Here is a 17973-nt window from a genome sequence, read left to right on the forward strand (position 1 = left end):
TAATACTTTTACTCGTATATTTTTACGTATTGAACAAAACAGAAGACACAGCACCCCAAATACCAAGAAAACGAAAATTTCGTTGGTTGCGCAGAACCTTACGCGTACTGTTAGGAATTCTTACGTTTTTATTTTTGGTGATTCTTTTTGTTCGTAGTCCTTGGGGACAAGGTATCATTGTGGACAAAGCCGTTAGCTTCGTTTCAGATAAAACCGGAACTAAAGTCGCCATAGAAAAACTCTTTATTACGTTTGACGGTGATATACAACTCGATGGTTTATATCTCGAAGACAAAAAAGGAGATACTTTAGTCTATTCAAAATCATTGGAAGCTAACATCCCTCTAATTAAAATTATAAGTGGTAATGGCATCGGAGTTGATGCTTTAGATTGGGATGGTTTGCGTGCCAATGTGATTAGAAAAGATAGCATTGAAGGTTATAACTTTCAATTTCTAATTGATGCTTTTGCTTCTACCGACACTACAACCGTTGCAACAGATACCACCTCCACTCCACTGAACCTAGTTTTAGGCAACTTAAATTTCAATAATTTTGATGTTGTTTTTGATGATGCGGTTGCAGGCATTGATTCTAGATTTAAAATTGGGAAGTTGAAAGCTAATATGAAAACCACAAATATTGAAGACATGATTTTTGATGCTTCAACGATTAAACTTAGTGAAGCCAATATTAAGTTTATTCAAAAACCAGTAGCGATTGACACCACAACTTCAAACACACCTTTACCAAAATTAGCTTTTGAAACTATTGCGTTAAACAATGTGGTTGCTTATTACGAATCGCAACCTGACCGTTTGATTGCTGATGTTGATATTTCAGAATTCACTACAGAATCACCACTTATAAATTTAGAAGCTAGTGATTTCAACCTTAAAAACATCACGCTTAAAAATTCTAAAATCAGCTTAACCACAGACGCTGAAATTAATGGCTTAACACAAAAAATAGAGGAAGTTACTGAGGAAGTAAAAACAGACATCACAACGTTTGAATGGCCGCAACTAACAATTAATATTGCTGCTATTGATTTTGAAAACAATCACATTAATTATAGCGTTGGTAATGCAAAACCAAAACAAGACATCTTCAACCCGAATGCCATAGCACTTTCAAATTTTACGCTTCAAGCGAAAGACATTTCTTTAAAAGATAAAAAAGCGACACTAGACTTAGAACAACTAAATTTTAACGAATATTCAGGATTAAACCTTAATCAATTGGCTGTTAATTTTAACGCAACAGACCAAAATATGCGTTTGGATGATTTAAAATTCAAATTAAATAACAATTCAATTTCAGGTGATGCACATTTAGAGTATCAGTCACTTTCAAAATTAATAGAAGCTCATGAAACTACTAAGGTCAACTTAAACCTCCCAGCCTTTCAACTCTCATTGACAGAGATTTTCAAATTTCAACCTGATTTAAAAAATAACGAATACCTCAATAAATTAAGCAAAAAACTAATTCTAGGAAATCTAAATGCTTCCGGAACTTTAGCATCAATTAATTTAAATAAAGCAGAACTTAACTGGGGAAATTCAACAAAAATCTCTACTAAAGGAACGCTTCAAAACGTCACCAATCCTGAAACACTTCAATTTGATATTCCACAGTTTTTAGCAGTTACAAAACGCTCTGATTTAATTCAGTTTGTAAATGAGGAAGACTTAGGAATTAGCTTTCCAAATGACGTGAAATTTGTGGCACAATTTAAAGGAAATCTTGAAGATATTTCAACTAAAGCAAAACTCACCACCTCACAAGGTCTGGCTGCAGTAGATGGTAATTTTAAAAACACTGATAACATTTCTTATGACGCGCTATTAACTATTGAAGAATACAAGGTTAACGAATTACTTAGCAATCCTCAACTTGGAGCTTTAAGTCTTACGTTAAAATCCACAGGATCTGGCAGCACTATCAATACCTTAAATGCGGATTTAGAGGCAACTATTTCTGAATTTCAACTTAATAATTATGCCATAAAAGATCTTCATCTTAATGGTGATATTAAAAACGGAACAGGAAATATTCAGTCGCAATACAAAGACAATAATCTCAATGCGAACCTAGATGCTTTTGTGGTTTTAGATTCTATTTCACCTGAAGCTAAAGTCAAAATTAACGTTATTGGCGCCAACCTAGAAGCGCTTGGTGTAATGAGTCGTAATATTAAAACGGCCATGAATGTCACTGTAAATTTTAAAGGTAATGGCGAAACTTACGATGCTAGCGCTAACATTGACAACGGTGTTGTTGTGTATGACAATAGAAGTTATTTAATAGGTGATATTAAAGCCTTTGCTCATGTGGATACAGACACGACTTCGGTTTCTTTTAAAAACAACATTTTAGATCTTGATTTAAAGTCAAATACCAATCCTCAAACGTTTAGTAAAGCGATTAAACGCCACGTTTTAAGTTATTTTTATAGAGATGAAAATGTCTCAGACACAATTAGCGATTTTGTGAACTTAAACCTCAAAGGTAAAATTTCGCAATCCCCTTTACTGAATGACGTCTTCTTAGTTAATGTTCAAGGTTTAGACACCATTAACGTGGCTGTAGATTTCAACGAAAAAGCGCGACAATTACAAGCAAATATTACAGCACCACATATTAATTATAGTGGCAACAAATTGGACAGTCTTGCTTTTTCTATGGATACCGACAAAGAAAATTTCAATTTTAATCTAGGTTTTAAAAACATCACTGCTGGTCCGTTAGATGTACCTAAAACCATCATAACTGGCCACCAAACCAACAACGAATTAGCGCTTAACTTTTTGGGCTATCATCAAGGAGAGCAGCTCATGAATGTCAACACTAAAATCACTGGCAGCAGAGAGCGTTTAAGATTTACAGTAAATCCGGATAGCTTAATTCTCAATAAAGAGAAATGGTTAATTCCTGAAGATAATGAAATCATCCTAACAGATAAGCATCTCGAATTTAATAACTTTAAAATCAACCAAAATAATCAATCCATTGCGATTACAGATAAACTAGAGTACATTTCAAAAGAGCATATTGCCATTGAATTCGAGAATTTTGACATCAATGCCGTCTTTGATTATTTAAATCCAGAAGCCGAATTAGCAACCGGACAACTAAATGGTAATTTTATTCTTGAAGATCCGTTTACCAATGCTGGTATTTTAGCCGATTTAAGTATTGAACAATTGAACATGCTTAAAACCGATTTAGGGACTTTAAGTGTGAATGGAAATTCATTGGACGACAATAGTTATGCGTTTAATGCTGGACTAAAAGGTGGTGATATTGATTTTGATCTCGTCGGCGATTACACTGTCACCAATAACATAGCAAATCTCGATCTCGATTTTAATATCAACGAATTCAAAATACAAGCACTCAACACTTTATCTATGGGCGAAATTAAAGATGCTGATGGTAGTTTTTCTGGTGCTTTTAAAGTTACAGGTTCAACATCAGATTTAAAATACGATGGCTCCATAACATTTAATAATGCTGGTTTCAATGTCGCTAAACTGAACACTAAATTTAGTATGGCTAAAGAAACGCTGAGCATCAATAATAATGGCCTTTCAATGAACGATTTCACCATTCGTGATGAAAACAATAACGCCTTAGTACTTTCTGGTAAGGTTGGTACCGAGAGTTTTATTAATCCAACATTCGATTTAAGTGTAAAAACCTCCAATTTTCAAGTCTTAAATGCCACTAAAGAAGATAACGAAGAATTTTACGGCAAAGTTACTTTTGACGCCAATGCTAAACTAACTGGCGATTTACAAATTCCAAAATTAGATGCTAAATTGACTTTAGGTTCCGATACAGATCTCACTTATGTACTACCTTCATCAGTAGCCAGTGTAGAGGAACGTGATGGAGTTGTTGTATTTGTTAATCGTGAAAATCGAGATGCTATTCTTACACAAACTGAAGAACAAACGGCTACGATAAAAGGCTTTGATATTAGGGCTTTATTCAACGTTGGAAAAAATGCAGCAGTCACTATAATTATAGATGAAGAAACCGGAGATAATTTTAAAATTTCAGGTGAAGGTGATTTTGTGTTCACCATGAAACCCAATGGGCGAATCACACTCACTGGCGCCTATGAAATTTCAGAAGGACATTACGAACTAAACCTTTACAATTTAGTGAATCGAAAATTCTTAATTGCTCAAGGCAGTCGTGTCACTTGGTCTGGCGATCCGTTTGATGCGAAACTAGATATACGCGCCATATACAATTTAGATACTTCAGCTTACGGACTAATGGCTTCGCAAATTTCTGGTTCAGATTCATCCGTAAAAACTAAATACCAAGAAGTTTTACCTTTTAATGTCTACCTCAATATTGATGGCGAATTATTACAACCTAAAATTTCATTTGGTTTAGATATGCCAGAAGAAGACCAAGGTGCCATTAGCGGACAAGTATATTCTAGAGTACAACAAGTCAACCAGCAAGAAGGAGAATTGAATCGCCAAGTCTTTTCACTTTTAGTGCTCAATCGTTTTTATCCAGATTCTGGTAGTGATGGTAGTGACGGAGGCTTTGCTACAATTGCAAGAGACAATTTAAATGATGCGGTATCCGATCAGCTGAATACATTTTCTGATAAAATATTAGGTAGTACTGGTATCGAACTCGATTTTGGACTTAACAGCTATACCGATTATCAAGGCGATTCACCAACCGACCGTACCGAGTTAGAAATCGCAGCAAAGAAAAAATTGTTTAACGACAGATTAACGGTTAGTGTTGGTAGTGACGTTGATATACAAGGCAGCAATAGTACTGATAAAGAAACACCTGTAATTGGTAATGTAAGCTTAGAATATGCGTTAACAGAAGATGGCAGATACCGACTAAAAGGTTTTAGAAAAAGTGAATTTGAAAATGTAATAGATGGCCAAACCATAGTGAGTGGTATTAGTTTAATATTTACAAAAGAATTCAACCAATTTAGCGAACTTTGGGATGCTATTTTACGCTCTAAAAAAGAAAAGAAAGCAAAATCCGAAGCCGAGAAAAGGGCACAAGAAAAACAGCAAGAAGCAACAGACAAAAGCATGGAACAGAAAACCAATTAAACTTGAAAAGAATCTTAAAACATAGTATCTCTTTTATTTTCTTAGGAATGATTTTATACTCATGCAGTATAAAAAAACACATTCCTGAAGGCGAACGTTTATACACTGGTGCTAAAATTGAAATTGAATCGGATTCTATCATAAAAAATGAAGAGGAACTAAAAACAGAATTGGAAACCGTTTTAAGACCTGAACCAAATTCTAAGTTCTTGGGAATGCATTTAGGCTTGTATTATTATTACAAAATGCAAAAGAAAAACCCAGGTTTCCTCAACAGATGGCTATATAAACAAATAGGAGAAAAACCTGTTTATCAATCTAGTGTAGAACCCTTTGAGATTGAAGACGTATTAAGAAATCGCCTAGAAAATAAAGGATTTTTCTATAGCACTGCAACTTCCGCTTTTGAAGAAAAAGAGATTGAAGCGTCTATCAATTATAAACTAAAAATCACGGAACCATATAAAATGGAACGTTTTCAGATCGATTCTATGCCGTCACCACTCTATGAAGATGTAAAAAAGGAAACCGACAAATCCCCATTTCAAAAAAGCATGCGTTTCGATTTGTCTAATATGAAATTAGAACGCCAGCGTATTGATGCACAACTAAAGAAAAAAGGCTATTATAACCTCAATCCCGATTTTTTTATTTTTGAAGCAGACACCAATCAATACGACAACAAACGCTTCGATTTATTTTTAAAATTGAAAGCTGAAGTTCCTAAAAAAGCGACTATTCCTTATCGTATTTCAAAGATAAATGTATTTGCTAATTACGACTTACAAGATTCTACATACGCCAAAACAGAACGGTTCAATAATAAGAATTACATACAAGACACACTGTTTATAAAACCTAAATACCTCGATGAATTTATTACACTAAACGAAGGGGATTTCTACAGTCCTGAAAATTCTAAAAATACCGCCAGACGTTTATCTAAAATTGGTGCGTATAAATATGTTAACATTCAATATAAAGAAGTTGATTCGCTACTCACAGACAGTTTAGGTATTCTTGAAACCAATATTTTTTTATCACCATTAACTAAACGTGCCGTCCGTGCCGAAATACAAGCCGTCACCAAATCCAATAACTATACAGGACCTCATTTAGCACTAACCTACAGTAATCGAAATGTATTTAAAGGTGGTGAAACGTTCAACATTAGTACAAATGTTGGTTACGAATCGCAATTTATAAGTGGCAACAACACAGGACTTAGCAGTATAGAATTGGGTCTAACAACGGAACTCATTTTCCCTCGTGTTTTATTTCCTGTAAAAATTAATACGGATTTCTTTAAATATTCTATCCCAAAAACAAAAACAAGTATTGGACTTAATTATTTGAGTCGAAGTCAACTGTATACTTTACTTTCAGGAACTGGACAGTTTGGGTACTCTTGGAATGCTAATAGATTTATAACCTATCAATTTAATCCTATTTCCGTAAGCTACACTAGACTTTCAAATACCACTGCTGAATTTGAAGCTATTTTAGACGAAAATTCATACTTACAACAAAGTTTCGATCAGCAATTTATTTCAGGTATGACCTTTTCATTTACCTATAACGAAATGGTAGATGCTAACGATCCTAATCAGTTTTACCTAAACACAACTTTAGATGTTGCAGGTAATTCGATTAGTTTACTAGGAAAAGAAACCACTTCTGGCGAACCTAAAGAATTTTTAGGATTGCAATATGCGCAATATGCTAAAGCCGATTTGGATTTAAGATTCCATCTTAACTTCGGTAAAGATAGAGCACAAACCTTAGCAACACGATTATTTGCTGGCTACGGCTTACCTTATGGAAACTCGGATGTTATTCCGTATGTAAAGCAATATTTTTCAGGTGGTCCTTATAGTGTTAGAGCTTTTAAAACGCGCTCTTTAGGACCAGGAACTTACAATGACGATAGCAATAACGACGATGTAACCTATTGGGATCAAACCGGAAATATTAGACTAGAAGCCAATGTAGAATATCGTTTTCCTATAGTTTCATATTTTAAAGGAGCGGTATTTGCCGATGCTGGAAATGTCTGGAACTCTAAATCCAATTCTGTGTTTGACGGAGAAGATAAATTCACCTCTAACTTCATCAATGAATTAGGTATGGGTGCCGGATTTGGGTTGCATATTGATGTGCAAGGTTTTGTTATTCGTTTCGATTTGGCAGCACCTTTCCACGATCCGTCATTAGCACCAGGAAAACGCTTCGATTTTAAATATGACGAACCTGTGCTTAACTTCGCTATTGGCTATTCGTTTTAATTATGTGATAAACCGAAGCAATCCTATACAATTGCAAATACCTTATTATATTTGAATTTAATATCTTTATTGAAACATAGGTTTCAAAAACAGACAACAATTATATATGACAGATAAAGAACAATACATGAAAGAAGCTGTAAACGCAGCTTTAAAAGGAATGAACAACAACGAAGGAGGACCATTTGGTTGTGTCGTTGTTAAAGACGGAAAAATTGTAGGACGCGGAAATAACAAAGTTACCTCTACTAACGACCCAACGGCTCATGCTGAAGTTACAGCGATTAGAGACGCTTGTAAAAACTTGGATTCTTTTCAACTAGATGGTTGTGAAATTTACACCTCTTGCGAGCCTTGTCCAATGTGTTTAGGCGCTATTTATTGGGCGAGACCAGACAAAGTATATTATGGAAGTAACCAAGTAGACGCTGCAAATATTGGTTTTGACGATGAATTTATTTACAAAGAAATTCCATTACCTTACGAAAAAAGAAGTATTCCTTTTGAGCAATTAGCTCGTGAGATTGCTTTAGAGCCATTTCAGGAATGGACTAAAAAAGAAGATAAGACAGAATACTAAACAATCCTATACGTCAGTTCGAGTGTTTTGACTTTTGGGTCGAAAAGTATCGAGAACTTTTGTCACTAAAAAAGCTTCTCGATAGAAAATTCCGAAAAGGGAATTTCACTCGAAGTGACGCTATCGTTACATTTTTAATTCATTTATAATTGAAATAACTAACATGATCACCTTCATCCTAAATAACAAAACCATTAAAACATCGGAGCATTCCGGAACCACTTTACTGGATTTTGTACGTTACCAACAACGCTTAACTGGCACCAAAATTGGTTGTCGTGAAGGCGATTGTGGTGCTTGCACACTTTTGGTCGGTACACTAAACGACGACACGATGGAATACCAAAGTATCACCTCATGTATTTCACCATTAGGAAACGCACATGGCAAACATATTGTAACGGTTGAAGGCACCAATTTAAAAGACACACTCACCACAGCTCAAGAAGCCATGAAAGCAAATTACGCCACCCAATGCGGATTTTGCACACCAGGCTTTGTCGTAGCTCTAACTGGCTTTGCTTTATCTAATTCAGATAAAAATTACAGTAATGCCATTGACGCTATTAGTGGAAACATTTGTAGATGTACAGGTTACAAAGCCATTGAAAAAGCGGCACATCAAGTGGTTGAAAAACTAGAGCATCAAGAAAAAAACTCTTTTAAATGGTTAATTGACAATGGATTTATTCCAGAGTATTTTGAAAGCATTCCACAACGTTTAAAAGATATTGAAGCTAAAGATTTAAATCAACCCAAAGGAAAATATGTTTCTGGAGGAACAGATTTATATGTACAGAAAGCAGATCATTTAGCAGATAACGACGTACACCTCATTGCTGAGAAAGATTATTTAAAAGGCATTTCAATTGAAAACGGAATTTGCACTATTGGAACCAACTCTACCGTTTCTGATTTATGGAATCACAGGGAGTTAAACAGCATTTTACCCAATTTAAGAAAACACTTAAAGTTGGTCTCTTCAGAACAAATTAGAAATATGGCTTCTTTGGGTGGAAACATCGCCAATGCTTCGCCTATTGGAGATATGACTATATTTTTCTTAGCGCTTAATAGTGATCTTACAATTACCAATGAAAAAGACGAAGAGCGTAGTGTTGCACTAAATAACTTTTATCAAGGTTATAAAACTTACGACTTAAAAGATGATGAACTTCTAAAAGCCATCAGCTTTAAGTTACCAACAGCGCAGTCCTTTTTTAATTTTGAAAAAGTTTGTAAACGCACCCATTTGGATATTGCGAGTGTCAATTCAGCGATACATTTATCAGTTGAAAATAGTACCATTTCAGAAGCGCATGTGTCTCTTGGTGGTGTTGCTGCAATTCCGAAGTATTTACACGATACTTCAGCATTTTTAACAGGAAAGCCCTTGACTTCTGAAACGGTATTAGAAGCTAATGAGATACTTCAAAAGGAAATTAGTCCAATTAGTGATGTTAGAGGAACTAGTGATTATAAGCGTTTGCTCGCAAGACAATTGTTTTTCGCGCATTTTACGGAATTGTTCCCTAATCATTTCACCTTAAACGATTTTGTTCAGTATGCACAATAACAAGACAAATACAGTACGCAACACTAAATTAGATGCGGTTTCAAAATCATTAAAACAAAGCACTAAAAACTTAGATTCTTATACGCATGTTCGTGGTGAATCGTTATATGTTGATGATGTTAATATTAGACAAGGTACCTTTCATGCCGTGGTTTTTGACTCACCAAAAGCACACGGAAAAATAAAACATATCGATTATTCTAAGGCTGAAGCTCTAGAAGGTGTCGAACGTATTTTTACCTACAAAGATGTTCCAGGTGAAAATGAAATTGGAGGCATCATCGCAGACGAACCTTTATTTGCGGAAGACGAGGTTCATTTTTGGGGCATGCCAATTGCCTTAATTGTTGCCGAATCTGAATTTATTGCACGAAAAGCAAGAGGTTTAATCGAGATTGAAATTGAAGATTTACCAGTCATCACCACAGCAAAAGAAGCCAAAGCAAAAGGTAGTTTTATCAACGCACCACGCTCTTTTAGTTTAGGTGATACCGAAAAAGCATTTGCAGACTGTGACTACGTTTTTGAAGGGGAAACCTTTTCCAACGGACAAGAACATTTATACATTGAAGCACAAGGAGCTTACGCTGAACCAATGGAAAATGGCAATATAAAAATCACTTCATCTACGCAAGGCCCAACAGCTGTACAAGCCACAACAGCTAGAGTTCTAGGCATTGCAATGCATAAAATTGAAGTCGATGTCACACGTCTTGGCGGTGGATTTGGTGGAAAAGAAGATCAAGCCACACCTTGGGCTGTGATGGCTGCTTTAGCGACTTATCATTTAAATCAATCGGTAAAATTAATACTGAATCGTCATGATGATTTACGCATGACAGGAAAGCGTCATCCTTATGAAAGCACTTATAAAATTGGATTATCTAAAGACTTAAAAATCTTAGCTTACCAAACCGAATTTTTACAAAATTCTGGAGCAGCAGCAGATTTATCACCTGCGATTGCAGAACGTACTTTGTTTCATGCTACCAATAGTTATTACGTACCAAACGTGACCACAAAAGTGTTGAGTTGCAAAACCAATTTACCACCAAATACGGCCTTTAGAGGTTTTGGTGGACCACAAGGTATGTTTGTAATTGAGTCTGCGATTGCAAAAGCGGCTTCTGAAATTGGGGTTTCAGCTAGACAAATTCAGGAAGCGAATTTGTTAGATGAAAATGACACGTTCTCCTATGGACAAATTGCAAAAAAAGTAGAAGCCAAAAACACATGGCATTCTGCTAAAAACATATTTAATAGTGATGCTTTAGAACAAGAAGTTGCTGATTTCAATAAGAATAATACAGCCTTCAAAAAAGGGCTTTCGTTTATGCCAATTACTTTTGGTATTTCGTTTACCAATACACCAATGAATCATGCACGTGCTTTGGTTCATATTTATTTAGATGGCAGTGTTGGCATAAGCACAGCGGCTGTCGAAATGGGTCAAGGTGTAAATACTAAAATGATGCAGATTGCTGCAGATGTATTTTCGATTCCTATTGATAAAATCAAAATAGAAACCACCAATACGACGCGTGTTGCTAATACGTCGCCTTCTGCTGCGAGTTCTACGGCAGATTTAAATGGAAAAGCAACTTTAATGGCTTGTAATGCTTTAGTGGAACGCTTAAAACTAGTAGCTTCAGAAGATTTAAATGTATCAGAAAAGGATATTACTTTAAAAGATGAATCTGTCTTTATAAATGATAAACCATCAGAATTATCCTGGACAGAACTTATTAATAGTGCCATGTTAAAACGTGTCGCTTTAACTGAAAATGCCCATTACGCCACACCAGAAATTCACTTTGATAAAACCAAAGAAAAAGGACATCCTTTTGCTTATCACGTATACGGCACAGCGATTACAACGGTGACGGTGGATTGCACGCGTGGCACCTATGAATTTGATTCGGTTAAAATCGTGCACGATTACGGAAAAAGCATGAGTGAAGGAATTGATTTAGGCCAGGTAGAAGGTGCTTTAATACAAGGTATCGGTTGGATGACTTTGGAAGAAATCGCCTATAATGATGACGGTAAATTATTATCTAATGCATTATCCACTTATAAAGTACCTGATATATTTTCTGTACCAAAACGTGTGGAAGTGATTCCAGTAGAAACCGAAGGCAATGACATGGCGATCTTAAAATCTAAAGCCGTTGGTGAGCCACCATTAATGTATGGTATTGGCGCTTATTTTGCACTTCAAAATGCGATAAAGGCTTTTAATTCTAATTATGATATAGAATTTCATGCACCGATGACACCTGAGAAGGTTTTGATGGGGTTGTATGAAAATAAAAAATGAACAAAGAACACCCCTCAAGTCCCCTCAAGGGGACATTCCAAAAAATAAACATTGGTACTATTGTCCCCTTGAGGGGACTTTAGGGGTGTAAATAATCACAATAAACAAACGCCTTATCGCTCTACATTACAAAAAACAAAACATCCTTAAAGGCGCACTAATTTACAGTGCTGGTGATACTATTGCTGCTCTTTTACTTGGTGAATTCATCTGGTATCGCTTGCTAGGCATGATGTGTATTGGCGCTACTTTTTATGCGTTTGAAATCCCGAATTATTTTGATTGGATAGTAAAAACGACACAGTTTCGAAAAGGAGCCAAAGCCACATTAAGTAAAACTATTTTAGCAATAGCCTATTTTAACCCCTTGTGGGTCGCCAGACATTTACTGTTTATTAAATTATTTTCAGGTCAGTTTGACGCTATTGGTTTTAACCTTTTAGAGATTGCGTTTTGGTCGTTTTTGGTGAATATTCCTATTTCTTTTATGGCAAATTATATTATTCAAAATCGATTCCAACTGAAATGGAGGTTTTTGGGATCTGCTGTTTTTTCTGCTTTAATGGCGATTTATTATGCTTTGAGTGAGACTATTTTTTCTTAACCAATTCCTGCAAACGCAGGAATCTCATTAATGAGAAGAAAATTACTATCGTACATATCCTGTAAGGTTTTTAAAACCTGACAGGTATGAAAGTTAATTAACAGGATAATAACCTAACAAATAGATCGTATGTTCTTTTATTACCAGACCAGCTAGGTTTTGAAAACCTTCAAAATCTAAAAGTTACTTATATCAATGATCTTTAAAATATGTAAACAATTTCAGAATAAAAAAGTAAAAAAAGAGTATTAAACATGTTTTCAGCCTAACATTACGTCTCGCCAACAAAACACATAAAAATCTAATAGTCAACCTTTTAAATTGTATTCAAATTTATTTCAATTCAAAAAAATTTTAATATTTTAGGTTTTTTTTTTAGGAAACCTAGAACAGTTTCACGTGGTAAAAGGTACGGTAAAACCCCACCTGGTAACAAGTAAGGGAATATCCCATCTGGGAATAACCAAGAAAAAAGCTCACCTAGGAATAGGTAAGGAAAAAGTTCTAATATTTGGTGTAAAGTTTCGATATTCAAATATATTATTTTAATTATAACTTATTATAAATGAATCATTAACATATTAAAAGTTATTAACTAATTAAATTATTTAAAACAACTGTAATTTTGAAATACCTAGAAACAAAAGCCTATAAATTTTCAAAATCTATCTTTTCAAGAATTTCATATTTAGCAATAGCATAATGCTTCAAAACAGCATCCAACAAATAATCGCGAACCACTAAAATTAAATGCTGTCTTTCATCAGACTTATAATTTGAAATTAATTTTTCAGCAGAAGCATGCAAACCTTCATTCTTTAATTCCAACTTCCCTAATTCATCAATAATAAGATATTGCGATTCGTTTTCTGAAGCAACAGATTGTAAATAAGCATTCGCTTTTTCAAAAGCCGATTTTAAAAATTTAAAGTTTCCTATTTCAATGATGGCTTCAGTGTCAAGTTCAGTTTCAAGTTCAAATTCATTCTTAGACTTTACTTCTAGAAAATAGCGCTTTCCTTCAGCATTATCAGGACATAATACTCCATCAACATCATCACGGTTTTTACACCATTCTTGTAAAGCTGTTGTTTTTCCTATTCGGATATCACCTCTGAGGATATATATCATTCTGAAGGCACTTTAAAATGAATACAATTAGAAATACTATTCGCCATAAAATATTGGAATCGCGTATAGCCTTTTAAATGTTTTGTATCTTTCCATGTGAATGCAATAATTTGACGGAAATACGGAAACAAGTCCATCGCATTCGCAATATCTTCTTGATATTTAGATTCTTTTTTTCGAAGATACTTCTGAACGACTTTCAACAAAAAAGGACCAATTACTAGATACCAAAGCATTAAAATCAAGAAACTTCTCAATACAATATAAATGGCTTTTTGCCATCCCAAAAGCGGACCTCCAAATATTGAAAAGGCCAAAACCATAACCGCAACTGTGCCTAGCCACACCCAAATGACTTTCGTTTTAAAAGCTACTTTTTTGGTTTTCTTATCAAGTTTATCCGTTTCAAGGTGAAGATAAAAATCAGTTTCTTTTTTATTCGAAATAATCTTAATCGTGTTTTTAATAAAAATCCCTGCTAAAATTCCGCAAATCCCATAAACCAAAAGATAGGTGGTGACTAAAACTGATGTTGTAGAGGTTTCTGAAACAAAATCTAATTTTTTCTGAACCCAAGCTCCATAAATATCAATGGCTTCCCAGAGGTTTGTTCCGTAAACAATGGTTAGTATTAATAATTTTTGAAGGGCCGATTCTAAAAAGGTCACCATTCCTAAAACCATTATCGTAGCTCCTTTCCATGAGAAATTAGAAAATAAAATCGCTCCCAAAACCGCTTGAAAACTCACAGCAACATAAGCTCCGAATGGAGAATATGGACTCACTGCCATTTTAATAATTAAGACAATGACCAATGCTTTTAAGATGGCTTGCCATTTATTTTTGGCATAATAGGCAATTAAACTAATGAGTAAAATGGACACGCCACCTACAATCAATCCTGTAAATGGCGAATTAAATACATGCAAAAAACCGCCTAAACCGGACTCGTTTAGAGCCCAAAGTGCTGTTAGTTTTTCTATGATGGATTTGTTATTTTTCATGCTACTTCCCGTGAAAACGGAAATCTTTTTAAGTTTTTCATTATTCAAAAACACCCCTAATGAGCTTCGCTCGCTATCTTCATCAAAAGCTATCGCTTTTATTTCAATAATCCTCAAGGGGACAATCTTATTCAAATAACATTTATTTTTCGATGGTACATTTATAATGCACTTGAAGTAATTGGGAGACCACACTAATCGCGATTTCTTTTGGTGTATCGCCTCCAATATCTAATCCTATTGGACAAACCACATTTGTCATCCCTTCAGGAATATCCATCTCTTTAATCAACATAGTATTGAATCTTACTTTTTTTGTTTTGCTTCCTATTAGTCCTAAAAATTTAGTTTCATTTTGCAAAGCCATGGTTATCAAATCAAAATCGATGGCGTGATTATGCGTCAACACTAATACATAACAATTAGGTCCCCATTTCACAGCATCTTTAAACGATTTAAAATCGGTTTCATTGGCTTGATGCGTCGTTACACTGCTGTCTAATTCTAAATTAGAAAACCAATCGTCACGTGAATCTATAAGGTTCACCTTAAAAGGTGTATCGACTAAAAGTTTGCAGATTTCAACACCAATATGTCCTGCTCCAAATAAAAATAATTCTGGTGATTGATTCATAGGTTCTATGATAAATTCTACTTTTCCTCCGCAACATTGTTCAAATTCTGGACCTAAAGTATAGGTGGATTCAATAATTCTATTCGCTTTTAAAGCAACGATAGCTTCGTCTATGGCTTTAAACTCAAGCTTCCCTCCTCCTATGGTTCCGTGAATATCTTTGTTCTCAGTCACAAGCATACGCGAACCCACCACACAAGGTGTTGACCCTAAACACTTCGTTACCGTTATAAAGGCAACAGGTTTTTGCTTTTGTTTAAATTCAGAAAGTAATTCAATCCAGTTTTGCATTTCTAATAAAAAAAAGAGAATTTAAAAGTAAGGTTTTTTGATTGAAATGCTCTTCTATTTTTAAAACTAGCGTCAAACCTTTTAATAGAAATCAATCTTTTAAAATTTTCTGTAATCTTTAAGATTTAACTTCGACTTAATCGTTATATTGATTTTTCTAAATCAAAAAATAATTTTATGTCGAAACCATATTACGATGCTGCGGATTTACGCAAGTTTGGAAAAATTACCGAATGGAGTGAAGAATTAGGAACTAAATTCTTTGACTATTACGGAAAAGTATTTGAAGAAGGCGCTTTAACAGCGCGTGAAAAATCACTCATAGCTTTAGCTGTAGCGCACACGGAACAGTGTCCGTATTGTATAGATGCTTATACAAAAGACACCTTGCAACGTGGCATTACCAAAGAGCAAATGATGGAAGCTATACATGTTGGAGCAGCAATAAAAAGCGGTGCCACTTTAGTGCATGGTGTACAAATGATGAATAAGGTTAATAAACTTGATGGATAATGTCTGGTCGAGTACAATTGAGACCTAAACCTCTCAACTGCGCTCGAAAAGACAACTTTAAAATAATATATGGCAACAAAGTCCCTAAAGAAACTCGGAAATAACTTAGCACAAAGCAATAAACAATTAGAAATACTTTCTAATGGCATCTTTAAAAGTGGTGAATTACCAACCTTTAAAGATAAGATTTCAGAAACGAGTCAATTTCCTATAAAAGCAAAAAAACTAGAAATTCTACAGATTAATGTTGGTTACATGTGTAACCAAGTTTGTGATCATTGCCACGTAGATGCTGGTCCGGACAGAAAAGAAATTATGACGAGAGACACCATGAGACAATGTCTTGAGGTGATTAAAAATTCTGGAGCACACACGCTAGACTTAACTGGTGGAGCACCAGAAATGAATCCTGATTTTAGATGGTTTGTAGAAGAAGCTGCTAAAGTCGGTATTAAAGATTTTATTGTACGTTCTAATTTAACCATCATTAGAGCCAATAAAAAATATTACGATTTACCAGAATTCTTTAAAAAGCACAATGTACACGTGGTAAGTTCTATGCCACACTGGACGCGTGGAAAAACGGATAAACAACGTGGAGATGGTGTTTTTGATAAATCTATAAAAGCCTTACAAGAATTAAATGCTGTGGGTTACGGAATGCCAGGAAGTGACCTAAGATTAGATTTGGTTTACAATCCGTCTGGAGCCTTTTTACCAGGTGATCAAGTTGCAATGGAAAAGGATTTTAAAAAGGCATTGATGGACGATTTCGGAATTGAATTTCATAATCTATTTGCCATTACAAATTTACCTATCGCACGATTCTTAGATTATTTAATCGCTTCAGAAAATTACGAAGATTATATGTATTCTTTAGTGGAAGCTTATAATCCGGCTGCTGTAGAAAACGTGATGTGTACCAATACCTTATCGATTAGTTGGGATGGTTATTTATTTGATTGTGATTTTAATCAGATGTTAGAATTACCCGTTAATAGTAAATCGAGACACATATCTGAATTTAACGAAGAATTATTAGAAGGACGAAACATCGTCATTTCACAGCATTGTTACGGTTGTACTGCTGGTGCAGGAAGTAGCTGTCAAGGTGTTGTAGCATAAACAAATTAAGGTTTCTGCCTTCGCAGGAATAAATAATGAAGAACAAAACCGCCATATTAATCTTTGCAAATTCTGCAGAAAAAGAATTGACTTCAAAATCAATTTCTTCTTCTGACTTCTTTAATTTGCTTGATTCTGATACTGTAAAAACGGTTAAGAAAACGAATTTACCTTATTTTCATTTTTCCGAAAAAGAGCAAATAGGTAGTTCATTTGGCGAGCGCTTTACTAATGCCATTGAAGCTGTTTTTAATAAGGGCTTTGAACATGTTATTTCTCTCGGAAACGACATACCTCATCTTAGAGCCAATCATATTCTAAAAGCGACTCAGAACTTAGCAACTTCAGACTATGTTTTAGGACCTTCAACCGATGGTGGTTTTTATTTGATGGGTTTCAAAAAAACACATTTTAATAAAACTAGTTTTCAGAATTTACCTTGGCAAACCGCTAAATTAAGACAGCGTTTAAATACCGAATTACAACATCAAAACGAAAGTGTTTCTTATTTAGAAATACTCACAGATATTGATGATGTTTCCGATATCGACTCCGTTTTAGAAAGTTTTAAAACTTTAGATTTTAAGATAAAACGATTGCTATTAATACTTCGAAAAACAATTAAGACCATTGTAACGTCTGCTTCCGTTTTTCAATATGCTACAGTCTTTGAATCACCATACAACAAAGGCTCACCAATATCACTTCATCTATAAAGAGGGATTTTAACGCTATTAAAGTCCAAGAATTTTTACAACTAACGATTCTCACATCTTAAAAAATTGCCACGTTTTGT

12 protein-coding genes are annotated in these 17973 nt (G+C 34.7%); 9 read left to right on the forward strand and 3 right to left on the reverse strand.

Annotation, left to right across the window (positions count from 1 at the left end; genetic code table 11):
- The first annotated feature begins 29 nt into the window (after nt 1–29).
- The 6 genes from VDP25_RS00185 (at nt 30) to VDP25_RS00210 (ending at nt 12479) form a co-directional block, all read left to right on the forward strand.
- A complete protein-coding gene (locus tag VDP25_RS00185) occupies nt 30–5114 on the forward strand; it encodes a translocation/assembly module TamB domain-containing protein (protein ID WP_334465267.1) in 5085 nt (1694 codons plus the stop codon).
- Between the two features lie 2 nt (nt 5115–5116).
- The gene (gene tamL / locus VDP25_RS00190; protein WP_443089846.1) at nt 5117–7399 is read left to right on the forward strand and encodes a translocation and assembly module lipoprotein TamL; all 2283 of its coding nucleotides are present in this window, start codon (nt 5117–5119) and stop codon (nt 7397–7399) included.
- Between the two features lie 106 nt (nt 7400–7505).
- Complete coding sequence (locus VDP25_RS00195) at nt 7506–7979, forward strand: nucleoside deaminase (RefSeq protein ID WP_282030532.1); 474 nt, start codon at nt 7506–7508, stop codon at nt 7977–7979.
- Between the two features lie 163 nt (nt 7980–8142).
- Nucleotides 8143–9555 (forward strand): FAD binding domain-containing protein, encoded by a 1413-nt coding sequence (locus VDP25_RS00200; protein ID WP_334465276.1) that lies wholly within the window; start codon nt 8143–8145, stop codon nt 9553–9555.
- Nucleotides 9545–11875 carry a xanthine dehydrogenase molybdopterin binding subunit gene (locus tag VDP25_RS00205; protein ID WP_334465279.1) on the forward strand — a complete coding sequence of 777 codons (2331 nt, stop codon included), beginning with the start codon at nt 9545–9547 and terminating at the stop codon, nt 11873–11875. Before VDP25_RS00200 ends, VDP25_RS00205 begins: the two co-directional genes overlap by 11 nt.
- Before the next feature lie 229 nt (nt 11876–12104).
- A complete protein-coding gene (locus tag VDP25_RS00210; RefSeq protein WP_334465281.1) occupies nt 12105–12479 on the forward strand; it encodes a hypothetical protein in 375 nt (124 codons plus the stop codon).
- A 648-nt stretch (nt 12480–13127) separates the two neighbouring features.
- Here the strand turns inward: VDP25_RS00210 and VDP25_RS00215 are convergent.
- From VDP25_RS00215 to xdhC, 3 genes are read right to left on the reverse strand one after another with little or no spacing between them, the layout of a single operon-like run.
- Nucleotides 13128–13610, reverse strand: coding sequence for a nucleoside-triphosphatase (locus VDP25_RS00215; RefSeq protein WP_334465283.1), 483 nt, complete (start codon nt 13608–13610; stop codon nt 13128–13130).
- Entirely contained in the window at nt 13607–14749 is a 1143-nt protein-coding gene (locus VDP25_RS00220) for a hypothetical protein (RefSeq protein WP_334465286.1), read from the reverse strand. The genes VDP25_RS00215 and VDP25_RS00220 overlap by 4 nt, the downstream gene beginning before the upstream one ends.
- 7 nt (nt 14750–14756) lie before the next feature.
- Entirely contained in the window at nt 14757–15539 is a 783-nt protein-coding gene (gene xdhC, locus VDP25_RS00225) for a xanthine dehydrogenase accessory protein XdhC (protein ID WP_334465289.1), read from the reverse strand.
- A 177-nt stretch (nt 15540–15716) separates the two neighbouring features.
- Between xdhC and VDP25_RS00230 the strand changes: the two genes are divergently transcribed.
- The 3 genes from VDP25_RS00230 to VDP25_RS00240 all read left to right on the forward strand — a co-directional run bounded on the left by VDP25_RS00230 (nt 15717) and on the right by VDP25_RS00240 (nt 17893).
- On the forward strand, nt 15717–16052 hold the full coding sequence (locus VDP25_RS00230; RefSeq protein ID WP_020895861.1) for an arsenosugar biosynthesis-associated peroxidase-like protein: 336 nt from the start codon (nt 15717–15719) through the stop codon (nt 16050–16052).
- Between the two features lie 69 nt (nt 16053–16121).
- Nucleotides 16122–17177 carry an arsenosugar biosynthesis radical SAM (seleno)protein ArsS gene (arsS, locus tag VDP25_RS00235; protein ID WP_334465298.1) on the forward strand — a complete coding sequence of 352 codons (1056 nt, stop codon included), beginning with the start codon at nt 16122–16124 and terminating at the stop codon, nt 17175–17177.
- A gap of 35 nt (nt 17178–17212) precedes the next feature.
- A complete protein-coding gene (locus tag VDP25_RS00240; RefSeq protein WP_334465301.1) occupies nt 17213–17893 on the forward strand; it encodes a DUF2064 domain-containing protein in 681 nt (226 codons plus the stop codon).
- The last annotated feature ends 80 nt before the right edge of the window (nt 17894–17973 follow it).

The organism is Winogradskyella sp. ECml5-4, assembly GCF_036903175.1.
GTDB lineage: Bacteria > Bacteroidota > Bacteroidia > Flavobacteriales > Flavobacteriaceae > Winogradskyella > Winogradskyella damuponensis.

Coding starts and splice junctions, on each gene's coding strand:
- VDP25_RS00240 (WP_334465301.1), top strand. CDS start 17,213: ATGAAGAACAAAACCGCCATATTAATCTTTGCAAATTCTGCAGAAAAA.
- VDP25_RS00195 (WP_282030532.1), top strand. CDS start 7,506: ATGACAGATAAAGAACAATACATGAAAGAAGCTGTAAACGCAGCTTTA.
- VDP25_RS00200 (WP_334465276.1), top strand. CDS start 8,143: ATGATCACCTTCATCCTAAATAACAAAACCATTAAAACATCGGAGCAT.
- xdhC (WP_334465289.1), bottom strand. CDS start 15,539: ATGCAAAACTGGATTGAATTACTTTCTGAATTTAAACAAAAGCAAAAA.
- arsS (WP_334465298.1), top strand. CDS start 16,122: ATGGCAACAAAGTCCCTAAAGAAACTCGGAAATAACTTAGCACAAAGC.
- VDP25_RS00215 (WP_334465283.1), bottom strand. CDS start 13,610: ATGATATATATCCTCAGAGGTGATATCCGAATAGGAAAAACAACAGCT.
- VDP25_RS00210 (WP_334465281.1), top strand. CDS start 12,105: ATGATGTGTATTGGCGCTACTTTTTATGCGTTTGAAATCCCGAATTAT.
- VDP25_RS00230 (WP_020895861.1), top strand. CDS start 15,717: ATGTCGAAACCATATTACGATGCTGCGGATTTACGCAAGTTTGGAAAA.
- VDP25_RS00205 (WP_334465279.1), top strand. CDS start 9,545: ATGCACAATAACAAGACAAATACAGTACGCAACACTAAATTAGATGCG.